This window comes from Micropruina sp. (assembly GCF_047602385.1).
Lineage (GTDB): Bacteria > Actinomycetota > Actinomycetes > Propionibacteriales > Propionibacteriaceae > Micropruina.
The window spans coordinates 442,500-460,835 of record NZ_JASGHL010000003.1; the positions used below are offsets into that span (position 1 = coordinate 442,500).

General features: G+C 70.8%; 16 protein-coding genes. 9 read left to right on the top strand and 7 right to left on the bottom strand.

All coding sequences use genetic code 11. From position 1 onward, the window contains the following. Positions 1-97 precede the first annotated feature (97 nt). Together QM711_RS11640 and QM711_RS11645 are read right to left on the bottom strand one after the other, a co-directional pair. Positions 98-772 (bottom strand): 4-carboxy-4-hydroxy-2-oxoadipate aldolase/oxaloacetate decarboxylase, encoded by a 675-nt coding sequence (locus QM711_RS11640; RefSeq protein ID WP_415099469.1) that lies wholly within the window; start codon positions 770-772, stop codon positions 98-100. A 17-nt stretch (positions 773-789) separates the two neighbouring features. Continuing rightward, on the bottom strand, positions 790-1,992 hold the full coding sequence (locus QM711_RS11645; protein WP_415099471.1) for an aspartate transaminase: 1,203 nt from the start codon (positions 1,990-1,992) through the stop codon (positions 790-792). Between the two features lie 723 nt (positions 1,993-2,715). Between QM711_RS11645 and QM711_RS11650 the strand changes: the two genes are divergently transcribed. Then, positions 2,716-4,281: an acyl-CoA carboxylase subunit beta gene (locus tag QM711_RS11650; RefSeq protein WP_415099473.1), complete on the top strand. Its 1,566-nt coding sequence runs from the start codon at positions 2,716-2,718 to the stop codon at positions 4,279-4,281. Then, complete coding sequence (locus QM711_RS11655; RefSeq protein ID WP_415099475.1) at positions 4,278-4,478, top strand: acyl-CoA carboxylase subunit epsilon; 201 nt, start codon at positions 4,278-4,280, stop codon at positions 4,476-4,478. Before QM711_RS11650 ends, QM711_RS11655 begins: the two co-directional genes overlap by 4 nt. 46 nt (positions 4,479-4,524) lie before the next feature. On the opposite strand, the gene QM711_RS11660 is transcribed toward QM711_RS11655, so the two are convergent. Continuing rightward, positions 4,525-8,406, bottom strand: a complete 3,882-nt coding sequence (locus QM711_RS11660) for a PKD domain-containing protein (protein ID WP_415099477.1) — start codon at positions 8,404-8,406, stop codon at positions 4,525-4,527. A gap of 169 nt (positions 8,407-8,575) precedes the next feature. Here QM711_RS11660 and QM711_RS11665 point away from each other — a divergent pair, with 169 nt between their 5' ends. Beyond that, a complete protein-coding gene (locus tag QM711_RS11665; protein WP_415099479.1) occupies positions 8,576-10,330 on the top strand; it encodes an acetyl/propionyl/methylcrotonyl-CoA carboxylase subunit alpha in 1,755 nt (584 codons plus the stop codon). Positions 10,331-10,355: 25 nt separating this feature from the next. On the opposite strand, the gene QM711_RS11670 is transcribed toward QM711_RS11665, so the two are convergent. From QM711_RS11670 to QM711_RS11680, 3 genes are read right to left on the bottom strand one after another with little or no spacing between them, the layout of a single operon-like run. Next, positions 10,356-10,799 (bottom strand): hypothetical protein, encoded by a 444-nt coding sequence (locus QM711_RS11670; RefSeq protein ID WP_415099481.1) that lies wholly within the window; start codon positions 10,797-10,799, stop codon positions 10,356-10,358. Between the two features lie 8 nt (positions 10,800-10,807). Further along, positions 10,808-11,998, bottom strand: coding sequence for a signal peptidase I (locus QM711_RS11675; RefSeq protein ID WP_415099483.1), 1,191 nt, complete (start codon positions 11,996-11,998; stop codon positions 10,808-10,810). 21 nt (positions 11,999-12,019) lie between these two features. Continuing rightward, positions 12,020-12,652, bottom strand: a complete 633-nt coding sequence (locus tag QM711_RS11680; RefSeq protein ID WP_415099485.1) for a SipW-dependent-type signal peptide-containing protein — start codon at positions 12,650-12,652, stop codon at positions 12,020-12,022. 297 nt (positions 12,653-12,949) lie between these two features. On the opposite strand from QM711_RS11680, the gene QM711_RS11685 reads away from it, so the two are divergent. Beyond that, entirely contained in the window at positions 12,950-13,588 is a 639-nt protein-coding gene (locus QM711_RS11685) for a hypothetical protein (protein ID WP_415099487.1), read from the top strand. 10 nt (positions 13,589-13,598) lie between these two features. Further along, a complete protein-coding gene (locus QM711_RS11690; RefSeq protein ID WP_415099489.1) occupies positions 13,599-14,276 on the top strand; it encodes a hypothetical protein in 678 nt (225 codons plus the stop codon). A gap of 18 nt (positions 14,277-14,294) precedes the next feature. On the opposite strand, the gene QM711_RS11695 is transcribed toward QM711_RS11690, so the two are convergent. Next, complete coding sequence (locus QM711_RS11695) at positions 14,295-15,707, bottom strand: NAD(P)H-quinone dehydrogenase (RefSeq protein WP_415099978.1); 1,413 nt, start codon at positions 15,705-15,707, stop codon at positions 14,295-14,297. Between the two features lie 51 nt (positions 15,708-15,758). On the opposite strand from QM711_RS11695, the gene QM711_RS11700 reads away from it, so the two are divergent. From QM711_RS11700 to QM711_RS11715, 4 genes are all read left to right on the top strand, one after another. Beyond that, positions 15,759-16,208, top strand: coding sequence for a hypothetical protein (locus tag QM711_RS11700; protein ID WP_415099491.1), 450 nt, complete (start codon positions 15,759-15,761; stop codon positions 16,206-16,208). Positions 16,209-16,407: 199 nt separating this feature from the next. Then, entirely contained in the window at positions 16,408-17,196 is a 789-nt protein-coding gene (locus tag QM711_RS11705) for a hypothetical protein (protein ID WP_415099493.1), read from the top strand. After that, on the top strand, positions 17,193-17,669 hold the full coding sequence (locus QM711_RS11710; RefSeq protein WP_415099495.1) for a phage holin family protein: 477 nt from the start codon (positions 17,193-17,195) through the stop codon (positions 17,667-17,669). The genes QM711_RS11705 and QM711_RS11710 overlap by 4 nt, the downstream gene beginning before the upstream one ends. Continuing rightward, positions 17,666-18,283 carry a DUF3618 domain-containing protein gene (locus QM711_RS11715; protein ID WP_415099497.1) on the top strand — a complete coding sequence of 206 codons (618 nt, stop codon included), beginning with the start codon at positions 17,666-17,668 and terminating at the stop codon, positions 18,281-18,283. The genes QM711_RS11710 and QM711_RS11715 overlap by 4 nt, the downstream gene beginning before the upstream one ends. The last annotated feature ends 53 nt before the right edge of the window (positions 18,284-18,336 follow it).

Here is an 18,336-nt window from a genome sequence, read left to right on the forward strand (position 1 = left end):
GTGCTCTGACCCGCAAACCCCCTCCCTAACTACCTGTGCCCTCCCGCATGCGGGAGGGCACAGGTAGTTAGGGAGGGCCTAGCGCCGCCGGCAGCGGTCACTCCTCGACCAGCAGCCCCTTCGCGGCGAGCTTGTCGACCAGGTTGCACAAGTCGATCGTGGTGCCGCCGGCGCGGTACTTCTCCCGCAGGTCGGCCTCGGCGGCCTCCCGCTCGGCGCAAGCCTCGATGACCCATTCGACGTCGGCGGCCTTGACCAGCACCACGCCGTCGGCGTCGCCCTTGACCAGATCGCCGGGCTCGATCAGCTGGCCGCCGAACACGAGCGGGTGGTTGATCGGGCCGAGGGTCTCCTTGACGGTGCCCTTGATGCAGACGCTGCGCGAGAACACCGGTAGGCCCAGTTCGATCAGATCCTTGGTGTCCCGGACGCCGGAGTCGGTGACCAGGGCGGCCAGGCCCTTGGAGTGCATCGCGGTGCCGAGCACATCACCGAAGGTGCCGGCCTCCTTGAACTCCCCGGCCGAGACGACCAGCACGTCGCCGGCCTGCGCGTAGTGGATTCCCACCTGCAGCATCAGGTTGTCCTGCGGCGCGCAGACCACGGTGGTGGCCGGGCCGCAGAACGACATCGTCCGGTCGATCGGCTTGATGTCGGAGTTCAGCGCACCGCGGCGTCCCTGCGCCTCGTGGATGGTGGCGCTGGAGAACTCGCCGAGCTGGGCGACCAGTTCGGCGGCGGGGCGCTGGACCTTGGTCCGGACGTGAATCATGGCTTCGGTGATCCTGTTCAGTTGAGTTGGCGGACGGCGTCGGCGATGGCGTCCATCGCGGCGGCCAGGGTTTCCTCGTCGGTGGCGAAGGAGACCCGGAAGAACGGCGAGAGCCCGTAGGCGCTGCCGGTGATGGTGGCCACCCGGGCGTGCTCCAGCAGGTAGCCGACGAACGCGTCGTCGGAGTCGACGACGGTGCCGGACGGGGTGCGGCGTCCGATCACCCCGGAGCAGTCGATGAAGACGTAGAAGGCGCCGTCCCCGGCCAGCGCCCTGAGACCGTCGATGGCGTTGATCCGATCGGCGACCAGGTCACGGCGAGCCTGGTACTGCTTCGCCGCGGACGCGACGAACGACTGGTCCCCGCTGAGCGCCTCGGCGGCCGCCGCCTGGGAGATCGAAGACGGGCAGCTCGACATGTGCGACTGCAGCTTGTTGATGGCCGCGACAAGGGGTTTCGGACCGGCGCAGTAGCCAAGTCGCCAACCGGTCATCGCGTAGGTCTTGGAGACGCCGTTGACCAGCAGCACCCGGTCCCGCAGCTGCGGCGCGACCTCGAGCAGGCCGGTGCAGCGTCCCTCGCCGAGGAACACCTCGTCGTAGATCTCGTCGGTGAGCACCAGCACGTCCGGGAACTCCTCGAGCACCGCCGCCAGCGCGGCGAGTTCGTCGCGGGTGTAGACGGCACCGGTCGGGTTGGACGGCGCGTTCAGGATCAGCCAGCGGGTGCGGTCGGACAGCCCTTCACGCAGCCGGGCCGGGGTGAGCTTGAAGTCGTCGGTGATCGGGCAGCGGACGATCACCGGGGTGCCGTCGTTGAGCACCACCATGTCGGGGTACGACACCCAGTAGGGCGCCGGGATCAGCACCTCGTCGCCGGGGCTCAGGGTGGCCATCAAGGCGGTGAAGATGACGTGCTTGGCGCCGGAGCCGACCGAGATCTCGGCGTCGGAGTACTGGATGCCGGTGACCCTATGCAGACGGTCGATGATGGCCCGGCGCAGCGCCGCGGTGCCATTCACCGCGGTGTACTTGGTATCGCCGCGCTCGATGGCGGCGATGCCGGCCGCCTTGACGTTGTCAGGAGTGTCGAAGTCCGGCTCGCCCACGGTGAGGTCGAGCACCTTCACCCCGCTGTCGCGAAGCTCGCGCGCCTTGGCCGCGGCAACGGAACTCGGCGACGGGTGGACCCGGGTCATCCGGGCAGCTTCAACGGGCATGGCGATTCCTCGGTGATTGGGGTTCCCTACGATCGTAGGAGCCGGACGCGGCCAGGCGCCAAGACCGAATCTGGGTGCTGTCATAACGGTCGCTTATGCCGACGCACGGACGAGCGCCCGGGAAGGCCGGTACGCGGGGACGGTTCTTTCGGTCCACCGGCGCAGCGGATCGCTCAGGCTCTGAGTTAGGCCGACCTGTCGACCATCGCCGGGGCTGACCGTGCAAACGCCCCGAGGGTGCGTTCTACCTGTTCCCGCAGTAACGCGGTGCCGATCGGGTTGGTCGAGCTGGTGGCCCACCTGCGTGCCCGCGGGGCTTTGCTGACGTACTGATCATCGTCGATCGAGCGTGTCGAGACCTCTTCCGCAACGGGCTTCGACAAGCTCAACCAGCGAACCAGCGCATTGATCAGCGCTTTCCCATCAAGCTCCCGCCGCGATTCGCGCGTTCTGGGCCGCGACGGTCGCCACGAAGCCCAGCTCCGCGGAGAATCGAGCGTTATCCGGCACTGCCGGTGGCGCCAGAACGCTCAGATCGTCGCGCCAGCACGACCATCATTCGAGGAGCTTCGTCAATACGCTCATCTTTCGGCGTCGCCGCCACCGCCGGCGCCTTCCGGCGGGTGATCGTACCGACACCGGATGACCGCATACGGATCGGCTATGGCCGAACCCCCGGACGGGGCATGCTCACGCCTCACGCCAAGGACTAATGTGCCGCCCATGACCTTCGACCCGCACACGACGTCCGGCAAGCTCGCCGAACTGGAGCGTCGTGACCGGCAGGCGAAGCATCCGGCGTCCGAGGCCGCGGTCGAGAAGCTGCACGCCAAGGGCAAGCTGACCGCGCGTGAACGGGTGCTGGCCCTGCTCGACGAGGACAGCTTCACCGAGTTGGACGAGTTCGCCCGGCATCGCACCACCGCCTTCGGGATGGACGCCAAACGCCCCTACACCGACGGCGTGATCACCGGCTTCGGCACCATCGAGGGCCGCGACGTGGCGGTGTTCTCCCAGGACGTGACGATCTTCGGCGGCGCACTCGGCGAGGTGTACGGCGAGAAGATCTGCAAGGTGATGGACCTGGCGCTGCGCACCGGCATCCCGGTGATCGGGCTGGTCGAGGGCGGCGGCGCGCGCATCCAGGAGGGCGTGGTCAGCCTGGGCCTGTACGCCGAGATCTTCAAACGCAACACCCACGCCTCCGGGGTGATCCCGCAGATCTCGGTCATCCTCGGCGCGGCCGCCGGCGGGCACGTCTACTCCCCCGCGCTGACCGACTTCGTGGTGATGGTCGACCAGACCTCGCAGATGTTCATCACCGGCCCGGACGTGATCCGCACCGTCACCGGCGAAGAGGTCACGATGGAGGAGCTCGGCGGCGCCCGCACCCACAACACTCGCTCCGGCAACGCCCATTACCTGGCCTCCGATGAGAATGACGCGCTGGAGTTCGTCCGGCACCTGCTCAGCTACCTGCCGCAGAACAACCTCGACGAACCGCCGGCGCTGGAGCCCGATCCGGAGGCCGAGGTCGACACCGAAGCTCTCGACGCGCTGATCCCGGACGCCCCGAACCAGCCCTACGACATGCACGAGGTGATCACCCGGGTGCTGGACGACGGCGAGTTCTGCGAGGTGCACGCCCGGTTCGCGGCCAATATGATCTGCGGCTTCGGACGGGTCGAGGGCCGAGCCGTCGGGGTGGTGGCCAACCAGCCGATGGTCTACGCGGGCTGCCTCGACATCGACGCCTCCGAGAAGGCGGCCCGGTTCGTCCGCACCTGCGACGCCTTCAACGTGCCGGTGCTCACCTTCGTCGACGTGCCCGGCTTCCTGCCCGGCACCGACCAGGAGTGGAACGGCATCATCCGGCGCGGCGCGAAGCTGCTCTACGCCTACGCCGAGGCGACCGTGCCGCTGATCACCGTGATCACCCGCAAGGCCTACGGCGGCGCCTACGACGTGATGGGTTCGAAGCATCTCGGTGCCGACCTCAACCTGGCCTGGCCGACCGCGCAGATCGCGGTGATGGGCGCCGAAGGCGCGGTGAACATCCTCTACCGCCGCGAACTCGCCCAGGCCGACGATCCGATCGAGCGTCGCGCCGACCTGGTCGAGGCCTACAACGACGAGCTGTCGAACCCGTGGATCGCCGCCGAACGCGGCTATGTCGACCGGGTGATCGCACCGCGCGCCACCCGCACCGAGATCGCCAAGGGGCTGCGGCTGTTGCGCACCAAACGCGCCCAGCTGCCGCCCAAGAAGCACGGGAACATTCCGCTGTGACCGGCCCGATCGTCGTCCGGGGACGCCCGAGCGATGCCGAGCTGGCGGCGCTGACCGCCGTCCTGCTGAGCGCACCGCCTCCCGCGGACGAGCCGAAACCCGAGCAGTCACCCGTGCGTTGGGGCTCGCCCCGCGACCGGCTGCGAGTGGCGCCCCGTCCGGGTCCGGACGCGTGGCGGAGCAGCCTCAGGCACTGACCCCGGCCCTTTTTCGCCGTCACCGTCCGAAGAAGATCAGCCGGCATCAGTCCAGCGGGTCACCGACCCAGAGGTCGTCGATCCGGAAGACGGCTCCCGCGTCGGCGCTCGCCGAGACATGGGTGACCAGCCCGATCCCACCCTGCTGCGGCAGTTCGGCGCCGTCATCGGTCGCCGTCACGGTCCACGACGAGGGTGCCTCCTGGTCAGCCTCCCAGACCTTCGCCCGGACGGTCACCGGGCCGGTCCCCGATGTCTGCAGGCGGACGGTCAGCCGCTGACCGGGCCGGTAGGCGATGCCGGCGACGGTGGCCGAGTCGAGAATGGTCTCCACCCCGTTCACCGTTCGGCATAGGTAGACCTGCACCGCCCCCGCGGCGGTCAACCGGATCTTGGCCCGGTAGTCCGAGCGGTCGGCGACCCGCGACAACAGGCTGAGGTACTGGCCGGAGCCGCTCGGCATGGTGTCGGTGGTGATCGTGGCCTGTGCCTCGCTGGAGGACAGATTCACCGGCAGTTGCGCCGTCCCGCCACCACCCGGTGTCGCCCGGTGAGTGCCGGCACCCGCCCCGACCGCCCAGGTCGAGGCGGTGCCCGAGGTCCGCCAGCTGCCGCCGATCTCGGCCGAACCCCAGCCGCCTGCTTGGACCCGCTCGAATCGGTCGCGTCCCGCGGTGCTGTCGGTGACCTCCTTCGTAGCCGTCGTTTCCGCGCCGTCGTCGTCGGTGACGGTCAGCCGCACCCGATAGCTGCCCGGTTCGGCATAGCGGTGGCTGACCCGGGCGCCGGACGCCGTCGTGCCGTCACCGAAGCTCCAGACGTAGGACACCAGTCGCCCGTCGGCGTCGGTGGACCCGCTTCCGTCGAATTCCGTTGTGATCCTGCTGGGCCCGGCTGCGATCCGGGCAGTCGGCGCCTGATTCGCCGGCGCCGGCGGCTGTGCGGAGCGCACCGTCAGATCGTCGGCCAGCATCGTCACCGGGGCGTTGGTCGCGCTCGCCGCCAGGTAGGGGTGCAGCGCCACTGATCCGGGGGCCTGCAGGGCGGCAGTGCCGTCGCTGTCGGTCAATTGCCATGCCGCCGGCTCTGCGGAGCCCGCCGGCCACGCCTTGAGCCGGATGGTCGTCGGCGACCGGCCGACCACCTGCAGCCTGATCCGGATCCGGGTGTTCGCAGCCGCGCCGACTTCTGGCAGGACGCCGCTGGCGAGGTCGGTGCCGACCGAGTCGAGTCGTCTCACCAGGAAGCCGGTCACCTTACCGTCCGCCCCGAACCGGAGCTTTGCGGAATACCCGTTGTCGGCGTCGAGATACCGCCCGACGACGGAGTAGAACTGGCCGCCGCCGGTGGGTGCCTTGTCGGCGCCCAGCGTCACAGTCACGTCGTTCCCGGTGTCGGAGCGCCCGCCCAGCACCGCGGGCGTCCCGTTGCCCGCCCCGGCCAGGTAGACCCCGGCTCCGCCCGCGACCGACCACCGGCTGGTGAAGCCGGACACCGTCCAGGGCTGCCCACTGTCGGCATTCCCCCAGCCACCGCTCTCTGTCCGGCTGAAGGTGTCCTCGATGGCGGCGTCCGGCGGCGGCTCGGGAGCGCTCCCGGTCCCGATCGCGTGATGGCGTGCGATCGCCCGCTCGTCGAGGACGAACGGATAGACCGCGACCTCGTCCAGATCACCGGCCAGCGCGGCATTGACCGGCTGGCCGGGCAGATTGGCCGTCGAGTCGGCGAGCAAGCGCCAGTAGCCGGCGAACTGCGCCAACTGAACCGACTGCTCGCCGGCGACTCGCCTGCCATCCACCCAGAGCTGCGTCGACCCATCGCCGGCGGTTGCCACCAGGTGGTGCCAGGCCCCGTCGGCGACGCTGACCGGTCCCACCACCGCGGTGGTGGCCGCCGGTTTGTCGGGGGTGGTGGCAAAGGCCGGCCGGCCCACGGCGTCCAGGTACAGCACGGTGTCGTTGCGATAGGCGCTGCTGGCCTGGGCGTCCGAGCCACGCCCGATGATCCGCCCGCCGCCCGCCGCGCTGGTTCGCACCCATGCCTCGACGGTGACCCCGGCCGTGCTGCGATCGGTGGCGCGACCGGTGAGGACCGTGCCCGCACCCGCACCGATGGCGGCACCGGCCACCCCGGGCCGGCCCGGCATCACCGGGCCGGTGACGGTGGCCCCTCCGGCACGGTCCGCCAGTACGCTCCCGGCGCCGTCCATCGGCCAGTAGTGCGCTGGCCGATCGGCCAGCACAGCGGCTCCGTAGTCGGTCTCGGGAGTGGCCGCTCCGGCCGGCTCCGACTCCGGACTCGTCACCTGGTTGCCGTCGGGGTCCGTGACCTGCACCGAATACCGGCTGCCGCGATGGTCGCCAGCATCCAGCGCGGTGAGTCCGGGAAGGTGCCAGAACGCGCTGGCGGCGTCGAGCCGGGCGATCGGGCGGCCGTCGCGGAGCACCGTGTAGGACAGGGTCGCGTCGTCGGCGTCCCAGCCCGCCGTCCAGCTGACCCGGACGCCCTCGCCGCGGACGTCGAGTGCCGGCGTGCTGCCCTCGCCGATGGACGGACCGCTCAGCCGCGGCCCGACACTGGGTAGCGCGAACCTGGTGAGACCCTCCTGGGCAGTGCCGTTGACCCGGGGAAACTCCCCACCGAGCACGACGTAGCCGTTGGCTGCTGAGACCGTCCAGGCCGCCTGACCGGACGTGGTCGCGGTGCCGAAGGCTAGATCCGGGTACCACTGCAGCAGGCCGGCGTAGCTCAACCCGCGGAAGTCCCACTTGTAGTCGTCCAGCTCGGTGATAGTGCCGCGGGGCTGGTCGGGGATCGCGGTCGCCTTCAGCCACCGCGACCGGGGCACGGTGTCGCCGAACTCGCCAATGGTGCGGCAGTCGTGATTGTGGTGGACCGAGTACACGACGCCGCCCATTGCCGCGGTGTCGTAGGAGTCGCCCAGGCAGTCGTTGACCCAGATGATCGTGCCGTCGTCGGGGTTGGCGGAGAAGGTGCCCTCGAACCGTGCGGCCGGATCGGAGTACGACATCCCGGTGCCGAAGATCGAACGTCCGTCGGTCCGCACTGAGGTGATCGCGCCGCGCAGTCCCGAGGTCTTCAACCGCTCGTCGGCCGCCCAGGGCCGCACCTTGCCGTCCAGGCCCACCTTGCCCATGCCGGTCGCCTCGGCGCCATCGATCAGGTCGAAGCCGCCGCCGAGCACCAGGGAGTCCCCGCGTGGTGCGACGACCATGGCGTACACGACCGGGCTGGCCCCGCCGACGATCGGATGCCAGTCCCGCTGGGCGCCGTCGCCGACGGCGAAGGCTGCCAGCGAGCGAATTTCGGAGAGCGTGCCGGCGGCCTCGAAGTTGCCGCCCAGATAGACGGTGTCGGCAGTGACCGCCAGCGCCCGGACCTGACCTCCCACGTAGGGACGGAAGCCGGCCACAAGCGCATTGGTCGCGGTGTCGAAGGCTGCAACGTGGGCGCGCGGCGTCCCGTCCACCGTGGTGAAGTCACCGCCGACATAGACGCGCGAGCCGTCCGGGCTGGCGCGCAGCACCAGTCCCTGCCCGTTGAGTGCATGACTGAACCCGGGTACCCGCGCCCCGGTGCGCAGGTCGAATGCGAACAGGTTCGCCGCGTCCACTTCGCCGGCGCCGCCGCGGGCAACCCCGGGCGGACGCGCGCGGCTGAATTTCCCGGTCACATAGACGGTGTTGCCAACGATCGCCTGGCTCCAGACCACGCCGTTGACCTGCCAGGTCGGCAAGGCATCGGCACCCACGGTCTCGGGCAGACCGGGGGCCGCCGCGGGGATCTCGGCGCCGTCGCGAGGTTCCGCAATCGCGGCCGGGGTGGCGAGTCCCGTCGCCACGGTGGTGGCGACCGCTACGATCAGCAGCCGCAGCGTGGTCGCGATCCGACCGGCCCGAGTTCGCATGCGTGGGTTCCCTCCGATGAGAGTGATCTGAGGGATGCTAACAGTCGCAGCCGCGGCCGGATCCAGGCTTCTGCCGTCCGATCGTGGCGCTGTTGCCGGCGGGGCGGTTGATCATCTCGCCGCAGCCCTCCGTGGGCGCGTCGAAGGGCCGTCCACTAAGCTCTGACCCGTGTTTTCCAAGGTCCTGGTGGCCAACCGAGGCGAGATCGCCGTCCGGGTGATCCGTGCGACCGCGGACGCCGGACTGGCCAGCGTCGCGGTCTATGCCGATCCCGACTCCGATGCGTTGTTCGTGCGAATGGCCGACGAGGCGTTCGCGCTGGACGGCAGCACGCCGGGCCAGACTTATCTGGACATCGACAAGCTGCTGGACGTCGCCCGCCGTTCGGGTGCCGACGCCGTCCACCCCGGCTACGGCTTCCTCTCCGAGAACGCCGGCTTCGCCCGGGCGGTGATCGAGGCCGGGCTGACCTGGATCGGCCCGCCGCCGGAGGCGATCGAGGAGCTCGGCGACAAGGTCCGGGCCCGGCACCTGGCCGCCCGAGTCGGTGCGCCGCTGGTACCGGGGACCCCGGACCCGGTGGCCGGTGCGGACGAAGTGGTCGCCTTCGCCGAGCGGCACGGCCTGCCGATCGCCATCAAGGCCGCCTACGGCGGTGGCGGACGCGGGCTGAAGGTGGCTCGCACCCTGGCCGAGGTGCCCGAGTTGTTCGAGTCGGCGACCCGCGAGGCGATCGCCGCCTTCGGTCGCGGCGAGTGCTTCGTGGAGCGCTACCTGGACCGCCCCCGGCACGTCGAGACGCAATGTCTCGCCGACGCTCACGGTGGGGTCGTGGTGGTCTCCACCCGGGACTGTTCGCTGCAGCGCCGGCACCAGAAGCTGGTCGAAGAGGCGCCGGCACCCTTCCTGACCGAGGCCCAGCGCGACGAGCTCTACACCGCGAGCAAAGCGATCCTGCGCGAGGCCGGCTACGTCGGCGCCGGCACTTGCGAGTTCCTGGTCGGGACCGACGGCACCATCAGCTTCCTGGAGGTGAACACCCGGCTGCAGGTCGAGCACCCGGTCTCCGAAGAGGTCAGCGGGCTCGACCTGGTCCGCGAACAGTTCCGGCTGGCCGCGGGCGAGGCGCTGGGCTACGACGACCCGGAACTGCGCGGGCACTCGATCGAGTTCCGGATCAACGCCGAAGACCCCGGACGTGGCTTCATGCCGGCCCCCGGCACGCTCACCGACTGGCGGCCGCCGTCCGGTCCCGGCGTCCGGGTCGACGAGGGCTACCTGGCCGGCATGACGGTGCCGGGGGCGTTCGACTCCCTGGTGGCGAAGATCGTCGTCACCGGAGCCGACCGGCAGCAAGCCATCCAGCGTGCCCGGCGGGCGCTGGCCGAGAGTGTGCTTGAGGGCATGCCGTCGGTGCTGCCGTTCCACCGCGCGGTGCTCGACGAGCCGGCCTTCGCCGCCGCCGACGGCGCTTTCGGCGTCCACACCCGGTGGATCGAGACCGAGTTCGATAATCGGATCGAGCCGCACGCCGGCGCCGTCGCCGACTCCGAACCGGCGCAGCGGCAGAGTTTCGTGGTCGAGGTGGACGGACGCCGGCTCGAGGTCCGGCTGCCCGCCGACCTGGCCGCCCCGTCGGCGAAGGCGGGTCCGCAACGCTCGCGTCCGGCCCGCCGCGGCGGCAGCGCCCGGACGGCCGCCGCGTCGTCCGGCGATCTGACCGCACCGATGCAGGGCACCATCGTCCGGGTCGCGGTCGCCGAGGGCGACCAGGTCGCCGAGGGTGATCTGGTGGTGGTGCTGGAGGCGATGAAGATGGAGCAGCCGATCGCCGCACATCGCGCCGGCACCGTCCGCAATCTGCATGCGGCAACGGGTGCGACCGTCACCAGTGGCGCGGTCCTCTGCACCATCGCAGAGTGAGCCGCGCGGCGCCGCCGCCATCGACTCAGGGCACCGAGCAGTCCGGAATCAGGCCGGTCAGCACGTAGATCCTGCCGGCGAGCTTAGTCGACTGCCACTCCGGGGTAGCCACGTTGCTCACCGCCCAGACGGTGAAGTTGGCAGTTCCCAGCCCTAGCGTCGGCACATCAATGACGACCGAGGTCGCTCCCGCGGCCAGCGTTCCACTCCGGGTGAACAGACCGCTGACCGCCCAGGAGTAGCCGCTGCGGGTCGCCCCACCCGTCGTAGGTGTCAGCCAGCTGAAAGTCACCCGGCCGGAGATCACGTTCGCCGAGCAACTCAGGTTCCGTGGCGGGCGAACGGACGACGCGGTGAATGTCCCCTTGCCGTACTCGCTGTTCGTCCAGCTGGCCAGGGTCGTCCGGCTCAACTGCGGCAGGGCCAGCAGCAGGCTGATCATGCCCACGGCGGCGAGCACCGACAGCATTCGTCGCCTCATCGCGCCCGCCGCCGGAGCAGCAGGACGCCGCCCACCGCGAAGGCACTGACTCCGGCCATCAGCAGCCAGCGCGCCGCCGTCGTCCCGGTCTGCGGCAGGTCGCCCGGCCCGGTGTCCACCCGGTCGCCGAAGCCGGTCGCGGTGATGGTGACCGTCCCGGCGCCGTGTTGCTGCCCGGCGGTCGCCAGCCAGGCGGTGACCTGGAGCCAACGCTCGTCGCCGGCCCGTAGCCGTCCTGCTGGCATCGCGGCCCTCGCGAACCGGGCGGCCGGGCCTTCGGCCAGGACGGCAGCGGGCCCAGGTCCGCAGCTGCCCGCCACCCACCGGGACGGACAGCTGTCCACCCGCAGCTGAAGTCCGGTCGCCTCTTCGGCCAGCGGCCCCGAGGTCTGCACGGTCAGATCGATCTGCCCCCGGTCCGGCGGATCGCTGGTCACCCCCACCTGCCAGGTGACCGGCCGACCCGGGCTCAGCGAGGTCATCGCCTCCTCGTCGCCGACGGCGATCAGAGTGATCACCCGGCCGCGGATGGCACGCTCGCTGATCTCCGCCCGGGCCGGAGTTGCCGCGGCGACCCAGGCACCGAGCAGTCCCACCGCCATCGCGGCCCCGACCACCCGGGCGGCCCGGCGCGGCGGGGTGCCGGGGCGTCCCGAACCTGAGGGGTCGACGGGTGGCGGACGCCGGGGCCAGAACGCCCACAGCACCAGCAGGGTCGCACCCAGGGTGAGCGAGCCCACCACGACCGGGTTTCCCAGCCCGACGATCCAAGGGGCGAGACCGGGGAGGGCGACCAACACGATCCGGACGCTGCTCACCTGGTAGGTCTCAATGTCGTCGTAAGCGTTGGCGTCTCCCCGCAGGGTGAGTACGCGGGCGTCCCCCGGGCCCGGTGCCACACCGCGGACCCGGTGGGTCACCGGAAGTTGTCCGGCGCGATCGACCGTGACAATATCGCCGACCCGGATTTCACCGGCCGCGATGGTTCGCACGACGGCCACCGAACCGGCCTCGATGGTGGGCGCCATCGAACCGGTGGAGAACATGATCAGGCTGACTCCGGCCAATAATGCGGCGAGGGTCGCAAGAATGCAGAGCAGGCCGAATCCGGCGGCCGCGGTGAGCGCCCAGTCACCGGCGGTCGCCGCCGACCGGCGAAGAACCGGCCTCGCCCGTCGAGGCCGCACCGCGAATGTCCTCGCCGCCGGTCAGCTGGTCGACGTTGCGGTGATCTGCCAGGTCGCGCTGCCCGTTTGGCTCTGCACCAGACCCGCCCCGGCGGTGACGGCGAAGCAGAGGAAGACAGTCGAGCCCGCGTTGGTCACCGGGGATCCCTTGGTCAGCGTCCACCCGGTCGGCGACCCGATCGCGGACAGCGCCGTACCGGCCGGGATCACGACCGTGCCGCCGGTCACCGCTGCCGCGTTGCAGGTCATCGATGTAGTCCGGACAAGGGCGTATGTCACATTGGTCACGGTCCCGGTGTTGGTCACCGCAGCCACTGTGACGGAGGCGTCGGTCGAAGTGTTGGCGGCCAGCCGGACGGCGAAGGGGGCGTAGACCACATCGCCGGGGGCCAGATTGGCCGGGTTCACGGTGAAACCGAGGGTGGCGGCCGCGCCGGCGGTGGCGTGATCGGAGAAGCTGGTTCCGTCGGTACTGCCCTCGAGGTTGAAGGCACCGGCCGAGAAGGTGCCCCTGGCGTACTCGGAATCGTTCCACGCGGCCAGGGTGAGGGTCGCACCCAGGCCGAGCACGACCCCGGCCGCCAGGACCGCCCGCAATTTGCGGGCGCGGTCGCGGGCGGGCTCGGTGGACTGAATGGGATTGTCGGCACTCATGACATTCCTTTGGGGTGGGGGTGAGTTCACACGGAACCGTTGCCGAACATTGTCACATTGCAATTCATCAGTCAATCTAGCGATCCTACGTAAATGCCGCGCGGGTCTAGTACCTGTGGCGTCAGAAACTGCGGACGGCGCCGCCGGGAGCCCTCGCGGGAGGTACACCGGCCCGCACTCCCTGGGCGGACGCGAGCTCGTCTGCCGGCACGGCATCGCCTGCGACTGCGTTACGTCGCAGGGAAATTCACCGGAAATTCTTGGTGACATGCCAGCTTTTGTGTGCACAATGACCGGGTGGATTACCTCGGCGTGGTGTTGCTGGTGGCCGCTGTGGCCGCCGCCTTCGTCGTGATCGCTCGCCGCGTCATCGGGCGAGGACGCCGCGCACGCGCCGAGCGGGACCGCCAGCTGCGACTGGCGCGCAGCGCGGCCGAGGCCGACGTGAACGGATTCGGCGACGAGATGGCCCGACTGGCCGCCCTCGCCGAGGCCGACCCTGCCGCGGCGGACCTCTACACGCTGGTCAGTGCCCTGCATGCCCGCGCCCAGGAGTCGCTGCGGGAGGCACGCCAGCCCGACGAGTTCAGCCGGGTCACCGAGGTGCTCGAGGAGGGCCGCTGGGCAGCCGCCCGACTGGCCGCCCGCGCGGCCGGGCAGCCGATGCCGGCCCGCCGTCCGCCCTGCTTCTTCAACCCGGGCCACGGTCCCTCCACCTGCAACATCGTCTGGCGTCACCGCAGCCTGCCGTCCTGCGCCGCGGACGCGATCCGGGTGCGCGCCGGCGCGGACCCCTACATCCGCACTGTCGAACGCGGCGGACGGCGGGTCCCCTACTGGGAGGGCGGACCTGCCTACGCCGGCTGGGCACGCGGATATTACTCCTCCTGGTGGGGCAACGGGCTGGTGTCCGACATCGCGCTGACCAAAGTCTGACCCACCGCTCATGCGCCGCACCCTGCGCAGCCTTGCCTTCGGCGGCCTGGTCCCGCTGGTGATGGTCGCGGGCTGCTCTCCGCCCGAGTTCCCCGGGCGCACCTCGGCGTCGCCGAGTTCAGCCGGCGGCTTTCCCTGCCCGCCGGTGGATCGGTCGGCCTCGACGTCCTCGCCGCCGCCGGTCGAGTCCGGACGGGTCAAGATCGGCCGGGTGTCCTATCCGGTGGCACCGGCACCGTACTCGCCGCCGTCCGGCACTGTGTACATGGCGTTCGCATCGCACAGCGCCGGCCAGAGCGCGGTCGTCGAGCAAGCCACCAACTCCTCGATCGGCTGGAACTCGGTGGTGGCCCTGGCCCGGCTGAGTTCCGTGGACGGCGCCTGGGGCGCACAACAGGCGGCCGAGGTGATCGGCCAATGCTCACTGTCGATGACCTGGCTCGGGATCGACTACCACCCCCGGCCGCGGCGCGACGAACCCATCACCGTCGACGGCCATCCCGGCTGGATCCGGGTCACCGACCTCAGCTTCGCCGTTCCGGGCATCCGCGCCACTCGCGAGGTGCAGACCGTGGTCACCCTTGACGCAGGCGGCGAAACCTATGCCTACCTGAGCTATCTTCCCGACACCGCCGATCAGCTGAAGGCGTCCCTGGACGCCACCCGCGAGGGGCTCCGGGTGGACTGACCTGACCGACCCCGCAGGTCAGTAGACCGAGCCGGCATCAGCGGCGGAGTGCGTGTGCAGCCGGCGCGCCGCCTCGGCGATCGATCCGCTCAGCGACGGGTAGACGGTGAAGCTCTCGGCCAGCTGGTCGACGGTGAGCTTCTCTCGCACGGCCAGCGACAGCGTCTCGATCAACTCGCTGGCGATCGGCGCCACCACCACGCCGCCGATCACGATCCGGGTGGTGGGCAGGCAGAACACCTTCACGAAGCCGTCGGTGATCCGCCGCATCTTGGCACGCGGGTTGGTCCGCAGCGGCAGCATCACCGCGTGCGCGTTGACCAGGCCCGCGTCCACCTCGGCCTGACCCACGCCGACGGTGGCGATCTCCGGCGCGGTGAACACGTTGGCGGCGACGGTGCGCAGGTCGAGCGGGCCCACCGCGTCGCCCAGGGAGTGCCACATCGCGATCCGGCCCTGCATGGCGGCGACGGAGGCCAGCGCGAACACCCCGGTGCAGTCGCCGGCCGCGTAGACACCGCGGGCGGTCGTCCGGGAGACCTTGTCGACGGTGACGTAGCCGGCATCGTTGCAACTCACCCCGGCCTCGGCCAACCCGATCCCGGCAGTGTTGGGCACCGAGCCGACCGCCATCAGGCAGTGCGATCCGCTCACCGTGCGCCCGTCGGCCAGCCGCACGACGACCTCGCCGCCGGCCACCTTCGCCGACTGCGCGCGGGAGCGGGACAGGATCGACATCCCGCTGCGTTCGAAGACCTGCTGGACGACCCGGCCGGCGTCGCCGTCCTCGCCGGGCAGCACCTGGTCGCGCGAACTGACCAGCACCACGTCGGCGCCGAGGGCGTTGTAGGCACTGGCGAATTCGGCTCCGGTCACCCCCGATCCGACCACGATCAACCGCTCGGGCAGCTCTCGCAAGCCGTACAGCTGGGTCCAGGTCAGGATGCGTTCGCCGTCCGGGCGGGCTTCAGGCAGCTCCCGCGGGGTGGTGCCGGTGGCGAGCAGAATGATGTCGGCGCTCAGTCGCTCCTCGCCGTCCGCCGTGACGGCGATCACCGCCTCGGTGCCGTCCAGGCGTCCGGTGCCGTCGATCAGCCGGACGCCCTCACCGCGCAGCCGGGCACCGATGTCTCTGGACTGGGCCGCAGCAAGGCGCAACACCCGGCGGTTGACTGCGTCGAGGTCCACGCTGAACGCCTCGGCGAGGTCGTCGGTACCGGCCAGCCGCAGACCCAGATCATGCGCGCCGCGCAGCGTGGTCATCACCTCGGCTGTCGCGATCAGGGTCTTGGAGGGCACCACGTCGGTCAGCACGGCCGCACCGCCGAGGCCGCGACGCTCGATCAGGCTCACCCGGCCGCCGAGTTGGCTGGCCACCAGGGCGGCCTCGTAGCCACCGGGTCCGCCGCCGATGATCACCACGTCCGTCACGAGCGGCATTCTCTCACCTCGGCGCAAACACCACTCGTCTACTCTCGTCGGGTGCCGCGCGACCGTTCCACCCTGACCGTTGCTGTGCTGAGCGCCGTCCTGGTGCTTGCCGCGGTGCTGATGATCGCCGCCGGACTCCCCGAGCGGACGCTGCTGCAACGCCGGCTGTTGCAGCTGTACTCAGTGCCGTTGTCGGGAGCGCTCGCGTTGGGCGTGGTCCATGTCGCCGGCCGGCTGCCGCAACTCGATCGCCGGACCCGGCTGGTGCTCGGCTTCGCGGCCGGCGCGAGCCTGCTGGGGATAGCCGGCATGGCCGCCGGACTGTTGCTCAGTCAGGATGCCCTGCTGCCGGCGTCCCAGGCGATCATCTGGCTAAGCCTCGGTTTCGCGCTGCTCTGGGTGGTGGCCCAACTGCCCAGCCGGGTCGAGGGCCGGACGTTCGGACTGCGCCCGGTCGATGACGAGGATCCGGAGGAGCCGGACGATCCGGGCCAGCACTGAGCCCGCCTGCCAACCCTTGACGCTGCCTCGAATCGAGTCGGCGGCTCCCCCGTCCATCCCACTGCGCCGGCTGTCGGTGCGGGGACCCGCGAAGCTACCCAAAAGGGTGACTTACGGCGTAAGACAGCTGCTTACACTGTAAGTCAGCCCTGCTTCCCAGGGCATCCGTCACCGATGGAACACTCCGAGGAGTCGCGCCATGACCGATCACCCGCCCGTCCACGACGACCTGCCGAACCCGCCAGCTGCTCCCACCGCCGACGGTGGCGGGTCGACAACCGGGCTCGACCGGCCGTCCTTCGGCTCGGAGTCGCCGACCGCAACCGACGCGGCCAAGCAGGAAGCGTCGCGGGTGGCCAGTACGGCGGCCGATGCGGCCGGCGAGGTGGTCGCCGTAGCCAGGGATTCCGCGGCCAACCTGGCCGCGGAGACCAAGGAACAGGCGAAGAGCCTGCTGAGCAGCGCCGGCGACGAACTGAAGTCGCAGGGCGCCGCACAGCAGCAGCGGGTCGCGGCCGGCGTCCGCTCGCTCGTCGACGAGCTCGCCGCCATGGTCGGCAGCTCCGACGGGTCCGGCCCGTTGACCGATCTCGCCCGGCAGGCCGCTGACAAGGGCCGGGACCTCGCCCAGTGGCTGGAGGACCACGAGCCCCAGGACGTCCTCGGCGAGGTGCAGGCGTTCGCCCGCCGCCGGCCGGTGGCCTTCCTGGCGATCTGCGGTCTGGCCGGGGTGATCGCCGGCCGGATCACCCGTGGTGCCGCGGCGGCCAGGTCCGGCGATTCGGCCAGCCACCCAGGCGCCTCCGCGGCCGGCCCGGGCCCGGCCAGTGGGTCCGGGTACCGCACCGAGCGGCCGGTGGACCCGTGCAGCGACCCCGCCGCGTTCACCGCCGAGCAGTCCGCGACGTACGGATCGGACGCCGGCAGCAGCGGCGCCTTTCCGCAGGGCGCGGCCCGGACGTCCGAATCGTTGGACGAGTGGCGATGAGCCAGTCCGAACGTCACGACGAAGCCCGCTCGCTGCCCGAGGCGGCCGCCGCGGGGTACCGCTCGCGGCGTCCTGCGCTGGAGTCCGGGGACGGCCGCAGCATCGGCGAACTACTCGCCGACGTCAGCGGCAACCTGTCCACCCTGCTGCAGCAGGAGATCGCGTTGGCCAAGGCCGAAGTGCGACAGTCCGGCACCCGTGCCGGCAAGGGAGTCGGCATGTTCGCCGGGGCCGCTGTCGGCGGGCTGTTGTTCCTGGTGTTCCTCTCGGTCAGCGCCTGGTGGGGGCTGGGTCGCGCCATCGGCAACGAGTGGTCGGCACTCGTCGTCGCGGCCGTCTGGGCGATCGTCGCCGGGGCGCTGGCACTGGCCGGCAGGAAGGAACTGCAGCGGATCCGCGGTCTGCAGCGGACCGCCGAAACGCTGAGCAAGATACCCAACGCCGTAACGGGCCAAGAGGAGGAGAACCGATGACCACCAGCAAGGACCCCGACGAGATCCGCGCCGAGATCGAGCGCACTCGCGCCGAGCTCAGCTACAACGTGGACACGCTCACCGACACCGCCAACCCCAAGCACATCGCCCAGCGTCAGGTGGACAAGGTCAAGGACGCCGCACGCGCCGTCCGGGATACGGTGATGGGCTCCCCCGAGGACGACGCCAACGCCGGACGGCTCGGCGAGGCCCGGGCGGCCGCCTCGGACGGCGCCCGTGCCGTGGGCGACGCGGTCAGCCAGGCGCCGGCCAAGGCCAAGGACGCCGCCCGCGGCAACCCGCTGGCGGCCGGGTTGATCGCCTTCGGGGTCGGCCTGTTGATCGCCTCGGCGTTCCCCGCCTCGCGCAAGGAACAGCGGGCCGTCGGCGAGTTGCAGCACAGCCTCGAGCCGCTGCGGCAGCAGGCCACCGATGTGGTCAAGGAGGTGGCCGACGCTCTGCGCGGACCGGCCGAGGAAGCCGTCGAGGCGGTCAGGTCGACCGCGACCGAGGCCGCCGCGAACGTGCAGGACCAGGCCCGCTCGGCCGCCGACGACGTCCGGACCGACGCACAGCGGGCCAAGGACGCGGTGCAGGACTCGACTTCCCGCTGACGGCGCTCCGGTCCGGCCCGGCTGGGGAATCGCTTTCCCAGCGGGACGGACCG